Source organism: Dysgonomonas hofstadii (assembly GCF_014196915.1).
Classification (GTDB): domain Bacteria; phylum Bacteroidota; class Bacteroidia; order Bacteroidales; family Dysgonomonadaceae; genus Dysgonomonas; species Dysgonomonas hofstadii.
Genome location: NZ_JACIEP010000002.1, coordinates 497,969 through 514,057, shown reverse-complemented (window position 1 = coordinate 514,057; position 16,089 = coordinate 497,969). Strand labels below are relative to the sequence as shown.

Genomic DNA, 16,089 nt, shown 5'->3' with positions numbered 1-16,089 from the left:
AATTATGCAAAATCAATTTTCATTAAACGGAAAAGTCGCCCTTGTAACGGGTGCATCATACGGGATCGGCTTTGCCATTGCTTCGGCATTGGCAGAAGCTGGAGCTAAAATTGTATTCAACGACCGTAATCAGGAAGCTGTTGAAAAAGGTATAGCCGCATACAAGGACGTAAATATTGATGCAAAAGGATATATCTGTGATGTTACAGACGAGGACGGAGTAAATGCAATGGTTGCTCAAATTGAAAAAGAAGTAGGAGTTGTTGATATCCTTGTGAATAATGCAGGTATCATCAAACGTGTGCCTATGCATGAAATGTCGGCTGCTGATTTCCGTCAGGTGATCGATATCGACCTTAACGGGCCATTTATTGTATCAAAAGCTGTTATCCCATCGATGATCAAAAAAGGAGCAGGTAAAATCATTAATATCTGTTCTATGATGAGTGAACTTGGCCGTGAAACGGTATCTGCTTATGCTGCAGCTAAGGGTGGTCTGAAGATGCTTACCCGTAATATTTGCTCCGAATATGGCGAACATAATATCCAATGTAATGGTATAGGCCCGGGTTATATAGCAACACCACAGACAGCACCGCTTCGCGAGCGTCAGGCTGATGGTTCGCGTCATCCGTTCGATTCGTTTATCGTTGCCAAAACTCCTGCTGCGCGTTGGGGTACTACCGATGACCTGAAAGGGCCGGCTGTATTCTTAGCATCCAATGCATCCGATTTTGTAAACGGACACATATTGTATGTTGACGGAGGTATCCTTGCATATATTGGTAAACAACCCTAAAATAAATTAATTAAGAATGAATAATTAAGAATTAAGAATGGGTAAAGGAACTGATTCGATTTTAAACCTAAAAAGTTATGCTTTTGCTATTCGAATAGTAAAGCTATCCCAATTTTTGCGGAAGGAAAAATCGGAATATGTTCTGTCTAAACAAATATTACGAAGTGGTACTGCAATAGGTGCTTTAATTAGGGAATCTGAATTTGGACAAAGCAAACCGGATTTTATTCATAAATTGAGTCTTGCTTTGAAAGAAGCTAATGAAACAGATTATTGGATTTCCTTATTATATGATACAGAATATATTGATAAGATTGAATATACATCTTTGCAAGTAGACTGTAACGAGTTAATATCTCTATTAGTGGCATCCATTAAAACATTGAAATCAAATCTTAATTTCTAATTATTCATTCCTAATTCTTAATTCTTAATTAAAATGAGATTTAGTAGAATAAAAGCCTGCCAGGTGATGGCAGAAACCGGAATGGTTCCGGTGTTTTATCATAGCGACCTTGAGACTTCCAAGCAAGTGCTCAAGGCTTGTTATGAAGGAGGGGTAAGAGCTTTCGAATTTACAAACCGTGGCGATTTCGCACACGAAATATTTGGAGAACTGAACAAATGGGCAGCAAAAGAATGCCCTGACATGATACTCGGTATCGGATCGATAGTCGATGCCGGAACAGCATCTTTGTTTTTACAACTTGGGGCCAATTTCGTAGTAGGACCCCTATTAAATCCCGACATCTTCAAAGTGTGTAACCGTAGGCAAGTAGCGTATATTCCCGGTTGCGGATCTGTATCCGAAGTCGGTTACGCACAGGAGTTGGGTGCTGAGGTAGTAAAAGTATTTCCGGGCGATGTTGTAGGTCCTGCTTTTGTGAAAGGTATAAAAGCTCCTATGCCATGGTCAAACCTCATGGTAACAGGAGGTGTTACACCTACCGAAGAAAATCTGAGCAAATGGTTCGGTGCAGGTGTTATGTGCGTTGGTATGGGATCGAATCTTTTCCCTAAAGATGTGATCGCAGCCAAAGACTGGAATAAGATAACTCAACTATGTAAAGATGCGTTGGCTATAATAGCAAAGACCAGAACTAAATAAAACAAATTAATAACCTATGAATAATACCGGAAATAACAAAATGACCAATTTCAGATGGACCATCTGTCTTATGTTGTTCTTTGCAACGACGATCAACTATCTGGATAGGCAAGTATTATCCCTGACATGGGACGAGTTTATCAAACCTGAATTCCATTGGGATGAATCTCATTATGGAACGATTACTGCCACATTCTCTATCGTCTATGCTATCTGTATGCTTTTTGCAGGACGTTTTGTAGACTGGATGGGTAGTAAGAAAGGATTTCTTTGGGCTATCGGAATATGGTCGGTAGGGGCGTGTTTGCATGCGCTTTGCGGAGTCATGACAGAAGCTTATGTCGGAATGAGCAGTGCCGCTGAATTAGTTGCTGCGACTGGCGATGTTGCAGTTGTGATTGCCACGGTGAGTATGTATGCATTCTTGTTTGCACGTTGTGTCCTTGCATTAGGAGAAGCCGGAAACTTCCCTGCTGCGATTAAGGTTACAGCCGAATATTTCCCTAAAAGAGACCGTGCTTATGCTACCTCTATATTCAATGCCGGAGCTTCCATCGGTGCATTAGTCGCTCCATTGAGTATCCCTTTGCTGGCTAAATTCTGGGGATGGGAAATGGCATTCATTGTGATTGGTGCTCTCGGTTTCATCTGGATGGGATTCTGGGTGTTCCTTTATGATGCGCCAGCGAAAAGCAAGCATGTCAATAAAGCCGAATTGGCATATATTGAAATGGATAAAGAAAAAGAGGGGGAACAAAATAATGATATAGCGGAGGAAGACAAAAAGGTCCCATTCTGGAAATGCTTTTCTTACAAGCAAACATGGTCTTTCGCTATCGGTAAGTTTATGACCGACGGTGTATGGTGGTTCTTCCTGTTCTGGACTCCATCTTATCTAAATACCCAGTTTGGCATTAAAACGTCCGAAGGCTTAGGTATAGCGTTAATATTTACACTATATGCGATCACAATGTTATCTATCCTTGGAGGTAAATTACCTACTATCATTATGAATAAGACAGGTATGAATCCTTATGCCGCACGTATGCGTGCTATGTTGATATTTGCATTCTTCCCATTAGTAGTATTGTTTGCTCAGCCGTTGGGTACTATCTCTCCATGGTTGCCGGTGATTATGATAGGTATCGGAGGTGCTGCCCACCAGTCGTGGTCGGCCAATATATTCTCTACTGTAGGCGATATGTTCCCTAAGGGAGCAATTGCTTCCATTACAGGTATCGGTGGTATGGCCGGAGGTATTGGTTCCATGATATTACAAAAATCGGCCGGTAACTTATTTGTGTATGCTGATGAAACCCAGATGACATTTATGGGCTTTGAAGGTAAGCCTGCCGGATACTTTATTATATTCTGTGTCTGCGCTATTGCTTATCTGATTGGATGGACTATTATGAAATCACTTGTGCCTAAGTACAAACCGATTACAGATCTGTAAGAAACCATGTTTTAATTTATTATATTAGTTCTGAAATATCCGAAGATTGTGCCTGATAAGCCATCTTCGGATATTTTATTTTTCCGGGAGGCCTTAATTAAAAGAACCCGATATTCATTGCCTGAATATCGGGTTCCTATATTTTATCTTTTGTGTATTTGTTCACAACATGTCAATACACTTTTCCAATTGTATACCTCTTGAACCTTTCAGTAAAATATAGCTGTCTTCTATCGGATTTACCGTAAGATAATCTTTCAGGCTTTCCATATCCCTGAACCGGGGATAATTAGTGTTCACCCGGCTGAAATTATCGCCGATAAATATAACTTTATCAAAACTGTGATTAGATATATAATCTGCAACTTTCTGATGTTCCATATCGGTATCGGGACCCAGTTCTTTCATGTCTCCCAATATAAGTACTTTGCGGCTGACATCCATATGGTCAAAATTCTCAAGAGCGGCATGCATGCTTGTCGGATTGGCATTATATGCATCGATGATAAGCATGTTTCTATCTGTTTCTTTTAATTGAGACCGATTGTTGGTAGGCTCATAGTCTTCTATGGCTTTACATATAAGAGGGGCTTTTACACCCATGTATTTGCCTATTGTGACTGCAGCCAAAGTATTCATTAGGTTATATTCTCCTATCAGTTTGGTTTTAACTTTGTTACGCTTATTTCCGAATTTCCATTCAAATACCAGGTAAGGCCTGATAGAAATTACTTTACCGGAAACAAATAGATCCTCTTCAAACCCATAATCAATAGAAGTTATCCCTTCTGCCATTTCCCGCAAGAGAGAATTGTCGAAGTCTATAAATATTTTGCCATCCCGGGTACTTCGTATATAGTCATACAATTCACCCTTAGCCTTTATTACGTTTTCGTATGATCCGAATCCTTCGATATGAGCATGACCTATGTTGGTGATCAAACCATAATTGGGCTGAGCTATTTCGGACAGGAGTTTTATCTCCCCTATATGACTGGCTCCCATCTCAATAACAGCAACTTCATGTTCTTTCTTTATTCGCAATATAGTCAGTGGAACACCTATATGGTTATTAAGGTTGCCTACCGTAGATATAACATTATATTCCTGAGAAAGAACAGCTGTGATCAGCTCCTTGGTTGTTGTTTTTCCATTTGTCCCTGTAATGCCTATGACCGGGGTCTTTAATTGCTTACGATGGTGTTTAGCCAGTTCCTGCAAAGTCTCCAACGCATTCTCCACTAAAATTATATTAGGGCGTGTTGCGTACTTAGCTTCATCTACTATAGCATAACTACAGCCTCTGTCAACTGCTTTTTCGGCATACTCGTTTCCATTAAAATTGGCGCCTTTCAAAGCAAAAAAGATAGATTCTTTGGGAGCATTTCTGGTATCAGTCGAAACTTCAGGATATTGTTTGTAGATTTTATATAATTCAGATATCTCCATGAACTTTACTAAAATAGGTTTAAAATGAAACGCTTATTTACTCATTTTTGTTTTATTACAGGTAGCACTATAAGATTATTTAAAGGTATGCGAATATAGTGTTAATTATTGGAATGTGATTTTGCTCTTAACGTTTTTTACTTATTGCTTCTTTACTAAAAAAGAAGATGAGTATGGTTGTTTTTTCTATAGTAAATACAATCATCTGAGTTGAAGGAACTGAATAAAAGCAGTTTTTGTGGATGTAATCACTGGTTCTTTTATACTTTTACAGAATTAGTAATGAATAATATATGATAAATATTAGAACCGGCCGGTTAACTGTGCGACTTGCCAGACCGGATGATGCCGAAGCTATATACTCTTACCGTTCCGACTTTATCGAAAATAAATACCAGGGATGGTTTCCTTATTCGGAACAGGAAGTCCGTGATTATATGGCCAGCATGCCGCAGACTTTGGATGTTGCGGGTGTATGCTTTCAGTTCGCCATTGTCGAAGTGGATACCGATCGGTTAATCGGAGATATGGCGGTTATCTTTACCAATCACGATTTGATGCAGGTGGAGGTCGGTTGCACTTTAGACAAGAACTTTCAGGGTAAAGGATATGCGGCTGAAGCCTTGAAGGCAATGGTGAATCATCTTTTCATCGAACTAAAGAAGCATCGTGTTATTGCGTCTGTCGATCCAAGGAATACAGCCTCGATCCGGTTGGTCGAAAGATTGGGTTTCAGAAAAGAGGCTCATTTTAAAGAAAGCTACTATTTGCGTGGCGAGTGGGTGGATGATGTGATTTTTGCCTTATTGAGAAAAGAGTGGATAGATATTGAATAATAACACCCCAAAAATCTGAGATTACTTTTGGGGTGCGTTTATGTTTATTCTACAATTTCCACTTTCATTTTCTTATCTTTTACAATGATTTGATATTCTCCGGTTTCGAGGAAGCGGTCGCCCTCTCCGTTTACAAATCCCAGATCTTTAAATAAGTCAATATCGAAACGGAAAGTCTTGGTTTCCCCTTTCTTCAACATCTGCTTTTCAAAATGTTTCAGTTCTTTCACCGGACGCGAAATGGTAGATACAGGATCACGTATAAACCAGTGTACAGTCTCTGCTCCGTCCATATCTCCTGTATTTGTTACAGTTATTTCAGCAGATAGCTTATCTCCTTTCCTGATCTTGTCGGAAGACAATTTTATATCTCCATATTCGAAAGTCGTATAACTTAATCCGTGCGTGAATTCGTACAATGGTGTACTTGGTATATCCTGATATTTTCCCTGATGAGTGCGGGCACTCTGTCTGTGATTATAATAGATTGGGATCTGTCCGGTGGAGTAGGGGAATGTGATGGAAAGCTTACCTGAAGGATTGATGCGTCCGGAAATAATTCCGGCTAAAGGATTCCCCCCGGCTATTCCCGGTTGCCATATTTCCAGCATGGCATCACTTAGTTTTTCCAGTCTGGTCAGTTCTAACGGGCGGCCACCGGAAAGTACAAGAATGACAGGTTTTCCCAGATTATGAAGTTCTTTTACAAGATCTTCCTGAATTTGAGGTAACGACAGAGTTGAGCGTGAAGCATTCTCTCCGCTCCACTGGGCTTTCTCTCCCAGACAAACAATAATCACATCGGCATCCTTGGCTACTGTTTTCGCTTCCTCGAATTTCGATCTGTCGTCTCCTTCGAAGTCGCACCCTTCAGCATATTGCAGTTGTGCTTTACCTTCGAATTCATTTTCCAGTCCTTTATAGATAGAAACTGCATCTTCTGCATTTCCCTGAGCTCTCCACGAACCCAGCAAGTGCCATTGGCTTTTAGCCATCGGACCTACGACAGCTATCTTTTTCACATTAGACAATGGTAATGCTTTGTCTTCATTTTTAAGTAATACGATAGATTCCTCGGCCAGTTTTTCGGCTATTTTCATGCTTTCGGCCAACAGGAATCTTTCTTGCTCGGTAGTGACCGGTGTATAAGGATTTTCGAACAGGCCTAAGCGGAATTTTACCCTTAATACACGTCTTACAGCCTCATTCAGCTGTTCTTCCGAAACTTTTCCTTCCTTTACCAGTTCAGCCAGGTGATTGTCATAACATCGGTTCATCATATCCATTTCCACTCCGGCCGTAAAAGCTTTCAAGGCGGCTTCCTTCTTGTCTTTGGCTACTCCCTGCGAACGGAGTTGTTCTATTGCACCCCAGTCTGATACGACAAAGCCGTCATGTCCCCAGCGGTTTTTCAACACTTCTGTCAGAATATAACGATTGGCTGTGCCGGGTGTTCCACTGATGTCGTTAAAGCAACTCATCAGTGTTGCTGCTCCCGCTTTCACTCCTTCTTCATAAGGCAGCATATAGGTGTCCCAGAGCGTTTGCTTTGATATTTCCGTATAGACGTAATCGCGGCCGGCTTCCGATGCTCCGTAGCCTACATAATGTTTCAAACAGGCGGCTACATTCTTATTGCCAGATATATCATCTCCCTGATAACCTTTCACTGAAGCCACACTAAATACTGCATTGGTATAAGGATCTTCTCCATATCCTTCCGCAACGCGTCCCCAACGTCCGTCGCGGGCAACGTCTATCATTGGCGAGAAAGTCCAGTCAACTCCCGACATCCTCGCTTCCTGTGCAGCTACGGCGCAGGCTTTTTTTACCAGTTCGGGATTCCATGAGCAGGCCTGTCCCAGCGATATCGGGTATACTGTGCGATAACCATGGATGACATCATAACCGAATATGACAGGAATACCCAAACGGGATTTTTCCATGGCTTTTTTCTGTACCTGGTTGCGCAGGGCAGGATCGCTGCTAAAATAAATAAGCGAGCCTATTTCTGCCGGAATATCGTTCACCGGATCGGCCATATTGTTAGCATTATCATTTCTCCCTAGTGTATACTGATTTAGCTGCATGGCTTTCTCTTCCGGTGTCATTCTGGACAACAGATCCTCTATCCGTTTTTCGATGGATTGATTGGCATCTTTATACAACGGCTTATCTTGTGCCGATAAGTTGATACTTAACAAAGTAATAAAGAATAAGCAAAATATTTTGACCATTTTCATTTGATAATTGTATTTCTATTTTAACTAAAAAGTAACAAAAGTAATATTTCTACCTCTTTTTTATTTGAACACCGGATCATCGGTGAGCTTCACCGATTTCCTACCATTGTTTTTCAATTCAAAGATAACTATTTCGTTCATCCCTTTGATCAGGTTTTCAGCCGGAATCTGTATCGATTGCTGTTTTTCTTCCTCCCAGTACGAGCCCATATAATTACCGTTGAGCCAGACCTCGCCCATTCCCCAGCCTGAAATATCGAGGTAGGCATCCTTCGGTGCAGTCATCTCAAAATTTCCTTTATGAAAACAAGGGATTGCATTTGTGCTTTGTTCTGTAAATTGCAGATCATTCACATCACAATTCTTTACATCAAGCGGTGTTATCTTCCAGTTTTCTATCTCTTCATTGTCAAGGGTTATACTTCCGAACAGACCCTTGGAGTTGTCCAGAATTTCGGGACCATAGGTAATCCTGCCTATGTTTTCGGCATAGAGTTGTAATGTATATTCGCCGGGAGTAAGATCTAAAGTCAGTTTCTTTCGGTTGTCTGTCAATGTTCCCTGAAACGTATTATCAATAAAGACTACGGCGTAATCCCTAACATTTTCCAGATCGAGAACGACCTCTTCTGATTCTGTTGTTATTTTTGCTTCATAAAGTACATAACCGAACTCTATATTCAGATCGTTGAAGGGCAGCAGGTTTTCCGATTCTACGTTCTCTCCGTATACCTGTTCCAAAGTGGCTGTTTCGCTCATCTGTATTTCCTGCCCGTATGTTGAAAGGCTATATGTAAATATCAATACGACAAATAAGTATACTTTTTTCATAAGATGTAAATGTTAAAAAAAGGTGACAGGCGTGACATATTGATTTTATCAATGTTTTTTACGATGCCACCTTTTTACAATCTCAATACTTAATACCTCTACCTCTCATCTATGTTTATGTTATAGATAAACTATTTGTTATTTCATCAGAAACGATTGGATAAACGATTCTTCCACTTTTACCTGCGGATTGAATTTGTCACTCTTTACATATTTATCGATACTTTCCAGTAATTGTCTTGTAGCAGGGCGGTTTTCCATGTCTTTCTTTGTGTCGACAGCCAGAACCAGAAGATTTCCGCCGTTTACTTTCGCTTCGAATCCGATACCCAGTTTCTGGTTGTTGTCATAAGCATCTATTACCTGTATAAAAGGTCTTAGCTCCTGAGGGCTATTCTGCATCTCTATCACTTTGGCATTGTTGAGGATATCCCACCATTGCCAATCGGTATGGTATGATGTTACGAAATCGTTGAATACAGGCTGATCGTTATGTATCAGGCAACCGATTGTCATTGGCGGCCATGCAAACATGATCGGGTTCCAGAAATGGTTGTGAAAGACTGATTTACGGCCCTTTACCTTATTCGGAGCCGGAAGTAATACTACATTTTTGCCCTGAGCCAGTTGCTGTTTTGCCTTGTCATCGTACACAGTGGTATAGAGCACATCGTCTGTCGAAGTCATCAATGTCTCATTTTTGGGATACACCCAGATATTCCAACTGTTTTTTATATTGTCGTTAACAGACAGATGTACGGTCAGTTGCTGTGGAGAAGTAATTCTTTTCAGGTCGAATGTGAATTCTCCTACAGGGAATACATCGTCATTACCAATTGTCTGGGTTTTCAGATTTCCTTTCTTCAGTGTTTTACCATTGCTGTCTGTCAACGACCATTTTATTTTTGCGTTTTTGATTCCTGAATTGCTGAAATTATAGATTTCGGCATTACCTGTAAATATTTCATCGTTGAAATAAGAACTTTTTTCGTAACGGAGTAAAGCTACAGTCGGAGCGCAGAATTCTCTGAATTTTTCAGGTGTGACTAATCCTTTCGAATCCCAGAACGGATCGAGAATACCTACCGGGGCATAGCCCTGTCCGGGGAAGTCATTTATAGAAAGAAGCTGGAAGCCTGCCGATTTTGATGAACGCAGAAGAGCTTCTATTACTGCCTTATACTCAACTATGGTTAATGCTCCCGAAGCCTTAAAGAAGTCATACGCCTGGTCGCCCATGCCGTTTGCTTTCAGCATGTCGCGAAATACTTCGAAGTTGCGGGCTTCGACAGGGCTGTTTGCGTATTTTTCTATCTCACGGAAGTCTGGGTAAACACAGCGCTGCCCCGATTCGTGTGAAATAACAGGCACATCCACATCCGATTCTTTATTTCTGTCCCAATCGGTGTTCGGCATACCTTCGTATACTTTCACAGGACCTTTATTCGTCTGTTGCGACACATAGTACTGGTCTGATTTTACCCTGGTGCGTGCAGTTGAACCACTAAACAGATGACGACTGTCCAGTTCACGTCCTGCTGCTGTCAGTTCTTCTATAAAGTCGAAGTTTCCGGTAATTTCATTTCCATTGCAATACAGCACGAATGAAGGATGATTGCCATATTCTTTGAGTATCGCACGCATCTCGCGACGGAAGAAGTTATAACGAGCTTCGTCCGGTTCGGCATCCTTGCCCCACATTGGCATTTCCACTTCAAAGTAGATACCGTGTTTGTCCGCCATACGGAAAGCCGCTTTAGGTGGGCACCAGGAATGGAAACGCAGGTGATTCAATCCGTAATCCTTCATCAATAACATGATCCTTTCCCATTCTGCATCTTCAACAGGAGCATAGCCTGTTTTTGGGAAAACAGCGTTTTCCACATTGCCTCGCAGATGGACAGGACGGTTATTTATCAATACATGATTCTTGCCTTGCTTTACTTCCCGCATACCAAAATCAGCTGATTTTTCATGCTGGTATTTTGCTTTATCAGTACTTGTGTTTAATTGGCATGTGATCTTATATATATTCGGATTGAATTCGTCCCAAAGCTTTATGTTTTTTCCTAATTGTATCACATCTTCAATTGAAATAACAGAATCGTTTCCATTTATGGCAACTTCTTTATTTATAGTGTAATTCTCTCCATTTATATTAAAAGTAGCTGTTCCTGTTACTTCTTTCTTCGTATAATTATTTACCTGCATTTTTACTTTGATACTATTGTCTGCGATATCGGGATATACCTGCAGATCGTCGATATAAACAGGATCGATGGCGACCAGTTTTATTTCACCTAGTATACCATTCCAGTTAATCTGGGTAAATTCCGTATGGGCATGGTTCCATTTATGGGTATTATACTGGTAACGGTTGTCGATGCAGACAGTAAAACGGTGTGTTTTGCCGGGAGTGACAAAATCCGTCAGATCATGGTTGTGCGGTATACTGATGTAATCTATTTTGCTGACTTCCTTTGTGTCCACATAGATGGAACTGAGCCAGTGCGTACGTTCGAAATACATGAAGATGCGCTTGCCTTTCCATTCTTTGGGAATCTCTATATCACGTTGATACCACGCCGGGCCCATATACTCGTATTTGCGTGTCAGGCGGTCGATATATTTGTAGGGAACTTTATAACCGATTTTATAATCGTCGGTAATCCCTGGCAGGGTAATAGTTTCCTGCAACTCGTGGTTGTAACGTGGCGATAATGATCCCCGGCGGAAGTCCATCACATCGGTCTGGAATCGCCAGACACCGGACAAATCGATGGTTTGGGTTTGTCCCTTAGCAGTGAAGACCTGTAAAAGGAGTAACACTGTAAATACAATCTTTAAACATTGCATCCTGTTGTTCATGTTTTATATATCTTAGTTATTATTTATATTCATCAAAGGTTAATGTAAGAATGTCTTTTAATTTGTTCCTGGACAATTGTTTTTTTAGACTGTCTTAGATAGGATAGAGAGATAACAAACTTAGTTATAAAAACACCAAAGGCTTTACCCTATTTGCCTGTGATATTGCTCTTTTCGATTTTCTTACATAGTTTTCCCAAGTCATACTAATTTCTATTTTTCTTACTTCTTTAAATATTTATCTGCAAACTTTACAAACTGTTGCCAGTCGTATAAATTAATATCATGATCGCCTGTCCGCACATGGTAACCTATATATCCGTCTATCACGGGAGAATCTACATCCGGCATATCTTTAATAGGCAATCCATCCTGCCCGAATAGTTCATAAACCGGAGTGGCGAATACTCCGGACAAAAACTCACCTTTCGGATCAGCCCATCTGTCCTCTATTGCACTGGCTATATAAACCGGGCGTGGAGCCATTAATGCGATTAACTGATGCTGGTCGACCGGGAGTTTATCTTCATTGTCTGAGTATTGCTTAAAGTTCTCACAGAACCAATGAGGGAAGAGCTTGTTTATCTTGCTTACAGTTTCTCCGTATTTTCTTCTCGACAAAGCTGCTCCCCCACAACCTGAATCATTGGAGATAGCCATAGCAAAGCGTTGATCTATTGCTCCTGTCCAAAGAGCAGTTTTTCCATGGCGGGAATGCCCGAAGACGGCGACTTTAGAAGCATCGATATCTTCATCCGTTTCAAAATAATCCATCGCGCAACTCAATCCCCATGCCCATGCGGCCAGTGTTCCCCATTCGTCCGCCTTAGGTTTTGTCTGTCCGTCTTTATAGAATAAAGGATGTACTCCATTCTGAAAGCCATCATCATAATCGGGATCTATATCACCACGGTAAACCGTTGCCAGCCCATAGCCATTGGCTATCAGCATTTCCACTGGCCAGCGAGAAGAGGCTTCCCCTCTTTTGAATGCGTTCGGACGAATCTCACTTCCTCCGTCACGCGGTTCCATGCGGGTTACAGATTCGGTTATATCCGGATCATCATATATTGTGTGATTTCCTTTAAAATTGAGGCCGAAGAAAAGTGGCACTGCTCCGTTACGCTTATTTGGGATATACATTAGTATTGTCATGTAATGCTCATCACTCTCTGTGAAATAAACTGCGATTTCCTTACGTGTCGCCATATTGCTTAGTGCATAATGGTCTTCCGATAATACCTCGAAATGCAGATTTGCTGGTTTTTCCGGCGATTTCCCGTAGACGTATGTTTCAAACAGATTTAAAATCTCAGGTCTTCGTTTTTCTATCCATTCTTCCTTTGTCGTTACTATTTCACCGTTTTCCATTATTAGCGGATCGGGCAATATAAAAGACGGGACTTTCGACTCATCGTAGTTAGGTTCCTGCCCCCAAAAAAGAAGGACTTGTAAAAAGAAAAGTGATGCTAATAACACTTTTTTCATATCAGGTCTCCTTTACAGTTTCTTTTTCAATCTGGTTAGTGCCTCCAGATAATAATAATCAGCATATGTAAGAGGTGCATCGACTTCCGACTTGAATGGATAACCTCCTGTGCTGTGCTTCAGAATAAAGCATCCGTTTTCTCCCGGATTAGCCGTATACCCGGGTGATGCCAGTGTGCTTATTTGTTTCTCTACAATATCCATGTATTTTTTTGACAGGTCTGCATCTACATAATCACTTAATTCGACAAGCGCCGAAGCTATAATGCAGGCTGCCGAGGCATCACGCGGAGTATCCGGTATTTCTGGTGTATCAAAATCCCAGTAAGGAATATAGTCTTTCGGCATATTTGGGTGATTTATTATATAGTTTGCTATATTCTTCGCCTGTTCCAGATAGCGTTTATCTTTAGTTTCCCTGTACAGGTATGTATATCCGTACAGTCCCCATGCCTGTCCACGGCTCCACGAAGATTCATCGGAATAACCCTGATGGGTTTGTTTCAGATGTGGTTCTCCTGTAATAGTATCGTATGATACTACATGGTAAGAACTGTAATCGGGACGGAAATGATTTATAATCGTCTTGTCTGCGTGCGAAAGGGATATTTCCTTAAATGTAGAATCACCTGATTGTTTAGCAGCCCATAACAACAATTCCAAATTCATAATATTGTCTATAATAACCGGATATTGCCATTTATCCTTGTTATGATCCCACGAACGGATCAATCCTACATTCGCATTATAGCGGGTTGCCAGAGACTTTGCCCCTGTCAGCAACACTTCTTTATAATGCTCATCTCCCGTCAGGCGCAGGCCGTTACCAAAGCTGCAATACAGCATAAAGCCCACATCGTGGTTATCTGTTGTGTATTTTTCCCTTTCCACCCTGTCGGTGTAAAGTTTGGCGTATTTCAATATCTCCGGATTCTTGTCATTCTCATACAAATACCATAATACTCCGGGATAGAAACCACTGCACCACCAGCGTGAATCGGATGAAATATCCTCTCCGTTCTCATAACTGCGGGGTAGCCTGCCTTCCTGATTTTCGTATTTTTGTGCCATTAGCAAAGATTGCTTTTCTGCAAAGGCCAAAGCGCTGTCAACAATAGATAATAATGCTTCTTTGTCCGAAGTTTTTGGCTTATCATTACAAGCGCAAAATACAATTGCGGCTAATGCGTATATAATTATTTTCTTCATTTTTCAGATTATTTTATATTGTCATAATACTCTTTCATCAGATACCAGGCTTTTTTTCTATATCCCTGATCCGATACCATGCCTTTTCTGTTCCAGTCTTCCTGATTAGTGGGGTGGAAACGGAATGGGGAGCGGAAGTCAAATAATATCCATGGGCTTGTTCCCCTTAGATTCGGTATATGCTTGAACATTTCCAGATTATCCCTGAAAAGCGTTGCCTGATAATCTTCACTCCATGAGCTTACAATGTCAGCATCCCCTGTTCTTCCATAAAGAGCTTCTCCGCCGAATTCAGATATGATTAACGGTTGTCCTTTGGCTACATCCCATGTTGCCTTATCTGGAGTTACAGGCCATTGATGATACCAACCCATGTATTTATTAACGGCTACTACATCGAGTTCCTTGATGAATGGATCGTCCATTACAAAGACCTGCCTGTCCCTATTGAAGCGAACAAGGTCGAAAGCAGCTGTTATCAGTCGTGTAGTATCAATGTCTTTAACACTGCCGATCAGATATTTTAAAAACTCGTTTCTTGGTGCTGACGGCTGTGTTTCATTGGCTACTCCCCAGAAAGCGAGGGCACAACGGTTTTTGTCACGCGTTACCATCTCTTTTATCATATTACCTGCTTTTTGCTTTGTTTCTTCATTTTCGAAATCTATTCCCTGCCAGATCGGTATTTCTTCCCATAGCAGGAAACCCATCTTTTCTGCCATACGAACCGTGTATTCATTCTGCGGATAATGTGCCAGGCGGATCATGTTACAACCTAAAGCTTTAGCTTCTGATAGGAGCATAACGGCGTCTGATTCTGAAAATGCACGCCCTTTACGTTGAGGTATTTCTTCGTGGAACGCGATCGATTTAAGGAAAATCGGCTTGTCATTCAGATATACGTCTTCTCCTTTTACCCATATATTGCGGAAGCCGATCATTTCTTCGACCTTATCATTATCAGAAGAGATAATGGCTTTATAAAGCTTCGGTGATTCGGGAGACCAGCGTTCCAGTTTTTTTACATTAACAGAAGCCTGTGCGAAGCCTTGGCTGTCAGTTGTCAGATTTTGTTTAATCTTAAGTTCTGGTATTTCTACTTGTATATTTGCGTTAGCTACCTTTTCAGATAAACTGATACGCATGTCGATCTTATCGGTTTTGTATTTATCCAGTTGTATAAAATAATCCTCGATAAATACTTTCGGTGTACTTACTAGAAATACATCACGGGTAATTCCACCATAATTCCACCAGTCGAAAGCCATAGCAGGGATAGCATCAACGGTACGGGTATTATTTACTTCCACAGCAAGAAAGTTGTCTGTGTTTTTTATCAGGTCAGTTACTTCTATCTGGAAAGGTGTGAATCCGCCTTCGTGTTTACCTATTTCCTTTCCGTTGAGGTAAATATGGCAACGATAGCTGACTGCTCCGAAGTAAAGGAATAAACGTTTATCAGCTTCTTTTTCTGCATCGAATCTGCGTGCATACCAGACTGTACCTTCGTAATACTTTAGTTCGGGCATCTGGCTGTTCCAGTCGGAGGGAACATTCAGCCGTAGACCGCCTTCGAAAGAATATTCGTAGAAATCAGTCTTACCTTCGGGCTTTTTATTCAAAAAAATCTTATTTTTCCGTCCCTGATCATACAGGTCGACAATGGCATCCCATTTGCCGTTAAGGGATGTTACTTTCCGTCCGTAAACATTTGTGATTAATCCCTGTGCTTTGATATCTGTAAAGAACAGACACAAGAGTAAGGTTGGTATAATAATAGTTGCTTTCAGTTTCATTATGTT

The 16,089-nt window shown here is 41.0% G+C and carries 12 protein-coding genes; 5 read left to right on the top strand and 7 right to left on the bottom strand.

Features of this window, described 5'->3' with window-relative positions; all coding sequences use genetic code 11:
- The first annotated feature begins 4 nt into the window (after window positions 1–4).
- From GGR21_RS04185 to GGR21_RS04170, 4 genes are read left to right on the top strand one after another with little or no spacing between them, the layout of a single operon-like run.
- Entirely contained in the window at window positions 5–799 is a 795-nt protein-coding gene (locus tag GGR21_RS04185) for a gluconate 5-dehydrogenase (RefSeq protein WP_183305910.1), read from the top strand.
- A 37-nt stretch (window positions 800–836) separates the two neighbouring features.
- Window positions 837–1,205 carry a four helix bundle protein gene (locus tag GGR21_RS04180; RefSeq protein ID WP_183305909.1) on the top strand — a complete coding sequence of 123 codons (369 nt, stop codon included), beginning with the start codon at window positions 837–839 and terminating at the stop codon, window positions 1,203–1,205.
- A 33-nt stretch (window positions 1,206–1,238) separates the two neighbouring features.
- Window positions 1,239–1,907, top strand: coding sequence for a bifunctional 4-hydroxy-2-oxoglutarate aldolase/2-dehydro-3-deoxy-phosphogluconate aldolase (locus GGR21_RS04175; RefSeq protein WP_183305908.1), 669 nt, complete (start codon window positions 1,239–1,241; stop codon window positions 1,905–1,907).
- A 16-nt stretch (window positions 1,908–1,923) separates the two neighbouring features.
- On the top strand, window positions 1,924–3,363 hold the full coding sequence (locus tag GGR21_RS04170; protein WP_183305907.1) for an MFS transporter: 1,440 nt from the start codon (window positions 1,924–1,926) through the stop codon (window positions 3,361–3,363).
- 162 nt (window positions 3,364–3,525) lie between these two features.
- Here GGR21_RS04170 and GGR21_RS04165 read toward each other — a convergent pair whose 3' ends face one another.
- Window positions 3,526–4,812, bottom strand: a complete 1,287-nt coding sequence (locus GGR21_RS04165; protein WP_183305906.1) for a UDP-N-acetylmuramoyl-tripeptide--D-alanyl-D-alanine ligase — start codon at window positions 4,810–4,812, stop codon at window positions 3,526–3,528.
- Window positions 4,813–5,105: 293 nt separating this feature from the next.
- Here GGR21_RS04165 and GGR21_RS04160 point away from each other — a divergent pair, with 293 nt between their 5' ends.
- Entirely contained in the window at window positions 5,106–5,648 is a 543-nt protein-coding gene (locus tag GGR21_RS04160) for a GNAT family N-acetyltransferase (protein ID WP_183305905.1), read from the top strand.
- A 44-nt stretch (window positions 5,649–5,692) separates the two neighbouring features.
- Here GGR21_RS04160 and bglX read toward each other — a convergent pair whose 3' ends face one another.
- From bglX to GGR21_RS04130, 6 genes are all read right to left on the bottom strand, one after another.
- Window positions 5,693–7,891, bottom strand: coding sequence for a beta-glucosidase BglX (gene bglX, locus GGR21_RS04155; RefSeq protein ID WP_183305904.1), 2,199 nt, complete (start codon window positions 7,889–7,891; stop codon window positions 5,693–5,695).
- Between the two features lie 60 nt (window positions 7,892–7,951).
- Entirely contained in the window at window positions 7,952–8,722 is a 771-nt protein-coding gene (locus GGR21_RS04150; protein ID WP_183305903.1) for a hypothetical protein, read from the bottom strand.
- A 138-nt stretch (window positions 8,723–8,860) separates the two neighbouring features.
- The gene (locus GGR21_RS04145; protein ID WP_183305902.1) at window positions 8,861–11,590 is read right to left on the bottom strand and encodes a sugar-binding domain-containing protein; all 2,730 of its coding nucleotides are present in this window, start codon (window positions 11,588–11,590) and stop codon (window positions 8,861–8,863) included.
- Window positions 11,591–11,812: 222 nt separating this feature from the next.
- The gene (locus GGR21_RS04140) at window positions 11,813–13,078 is read right to left on the bottom strand and encodes a glucuronyl esterase domain-containing protein (RefSeq protein ID WP_183305901.1); all 1,266 of its coding nucleotides are present in this window, start codon (window positions 13,076–13,078) and stop codon (window positions 11,813–11,815) included.
- Between the two features lie 12 nt (window positions 13,079–13,090).
- On the bottom strand, window positions 13,091–14,287 hold the full coding sequence (locus GGR21_RS04135; RefSeq protein ID WP_183305900.1) for a glycoside hydrolase family 88 protein: 1,197 nt from the start codon (window positions 14,285–14,287) through the stop codon (window positions 13,091–13,093).
- A gap of 8 nt (window positions 14,288–14,295) precedes the next feature.
- Complete coding sequence (locus GGR21_RS04130; RefSeq protein WP_183305899.1) at window positions 14,296–16,083, bottom strand: glycoside hydrolase family 2 protein; 1,788 nt, start codon at window positions 16,081–16,083, stop codon at window positions 14,296–14,298.
- Window positions 16,084–16,089 lie beyond the last annotated feature (6 nt).

What these genes read in the sequence shown, in the direction of transcription:
- GGR21_RS04170 (WP_183305907.1), top strand. Translation starts at nt 1,924, where the DNA reads ATGAATAATACCGGAAATAACAAAATGACCAATTTCAGATGGACCATC.
- GGR21_RS04135 (WP_183305900.1), bottom strand. Translation starts at nt 14,287, where the DNA reads ATGAAGAAAATAATTATATACGCATTAGCCGCAATTGTATTTTGCGCT.
- GGR21_RS04165 (WP_183305906.1), bottom strand. Translation starts at nt 4,812, where the DNA reads ATGGAGATATCTGAATTATATAAAATCTACAAACAATATCCTGAAGTT.
- GGR21_RS04130 (WP_183305899.1), bottom strand. Translation starts at nt 16,083, where the DNA reads ATGAAACTGAAAGCAACTATTATTATACCAACCTTACTCTTGTGTCTG.
- GGR21_RS04185 (WP_183305910.1), top strand. Translation starts at nt 5, where the DNA reads ATGCAAAATCAATTTTCATTAAACGGAAAAGTCGCCCTTGTAACGGGT.
- GGR21_RS04180 (WP_183305909.1), top strand. Translation starts at nt 837, where the DNA reads ATGGGTAAAGGAACTGATTCGATTTTAAACCTAAAAAGTTATGCTTTT.
- GGR21_RS04150 (WP_183305903.1), bottom strand. Translation starts at nt 8,722, where the DNA reads ATGAAAAAAGTATACTTATTTGTCGTATTGATATTTACATATAGCCTT.
- bglX (WP_183305904.1), bottom strand. Translation starts at nt 7,891, where the DNA reads ATGAAAATGGTCAAAATATTTTGCTTATTCTTTATTACTTTGTTAAGT.
- GGR21_RS04145 (WP_183305902.1), bottom strand. Translation starts at nt 11,590, where the DNA reads ATGAACAACAGGATGCAATGTTTAAAGATTGTATTTACAGTGTTACTC.
- GGR21_RS04140 (WP_183305901.1), bottom strand. Translation starts at nt 13,078, where the DNA reads ATGAAAAAAGTGTTATTAGCATCACTTTTCTTTTTACAAGTCCTTCTT.
- GGR21_RS04160 (WP_183305905.1), top strand. Translation starts at nt 5,106, where the DNA reads ATGATAAATATTAGAACCGGCCGGTTAACTGTGCGACTTGCCAGACCG.
- GGR21_RS04175 (WP_183305908.1), top strand. Translation starts at nt 1,239, where the DNA reads ATGAGATTTAGTAGAATAAAAGCCTGCCAGGTGATGGCAGAAACCGGA.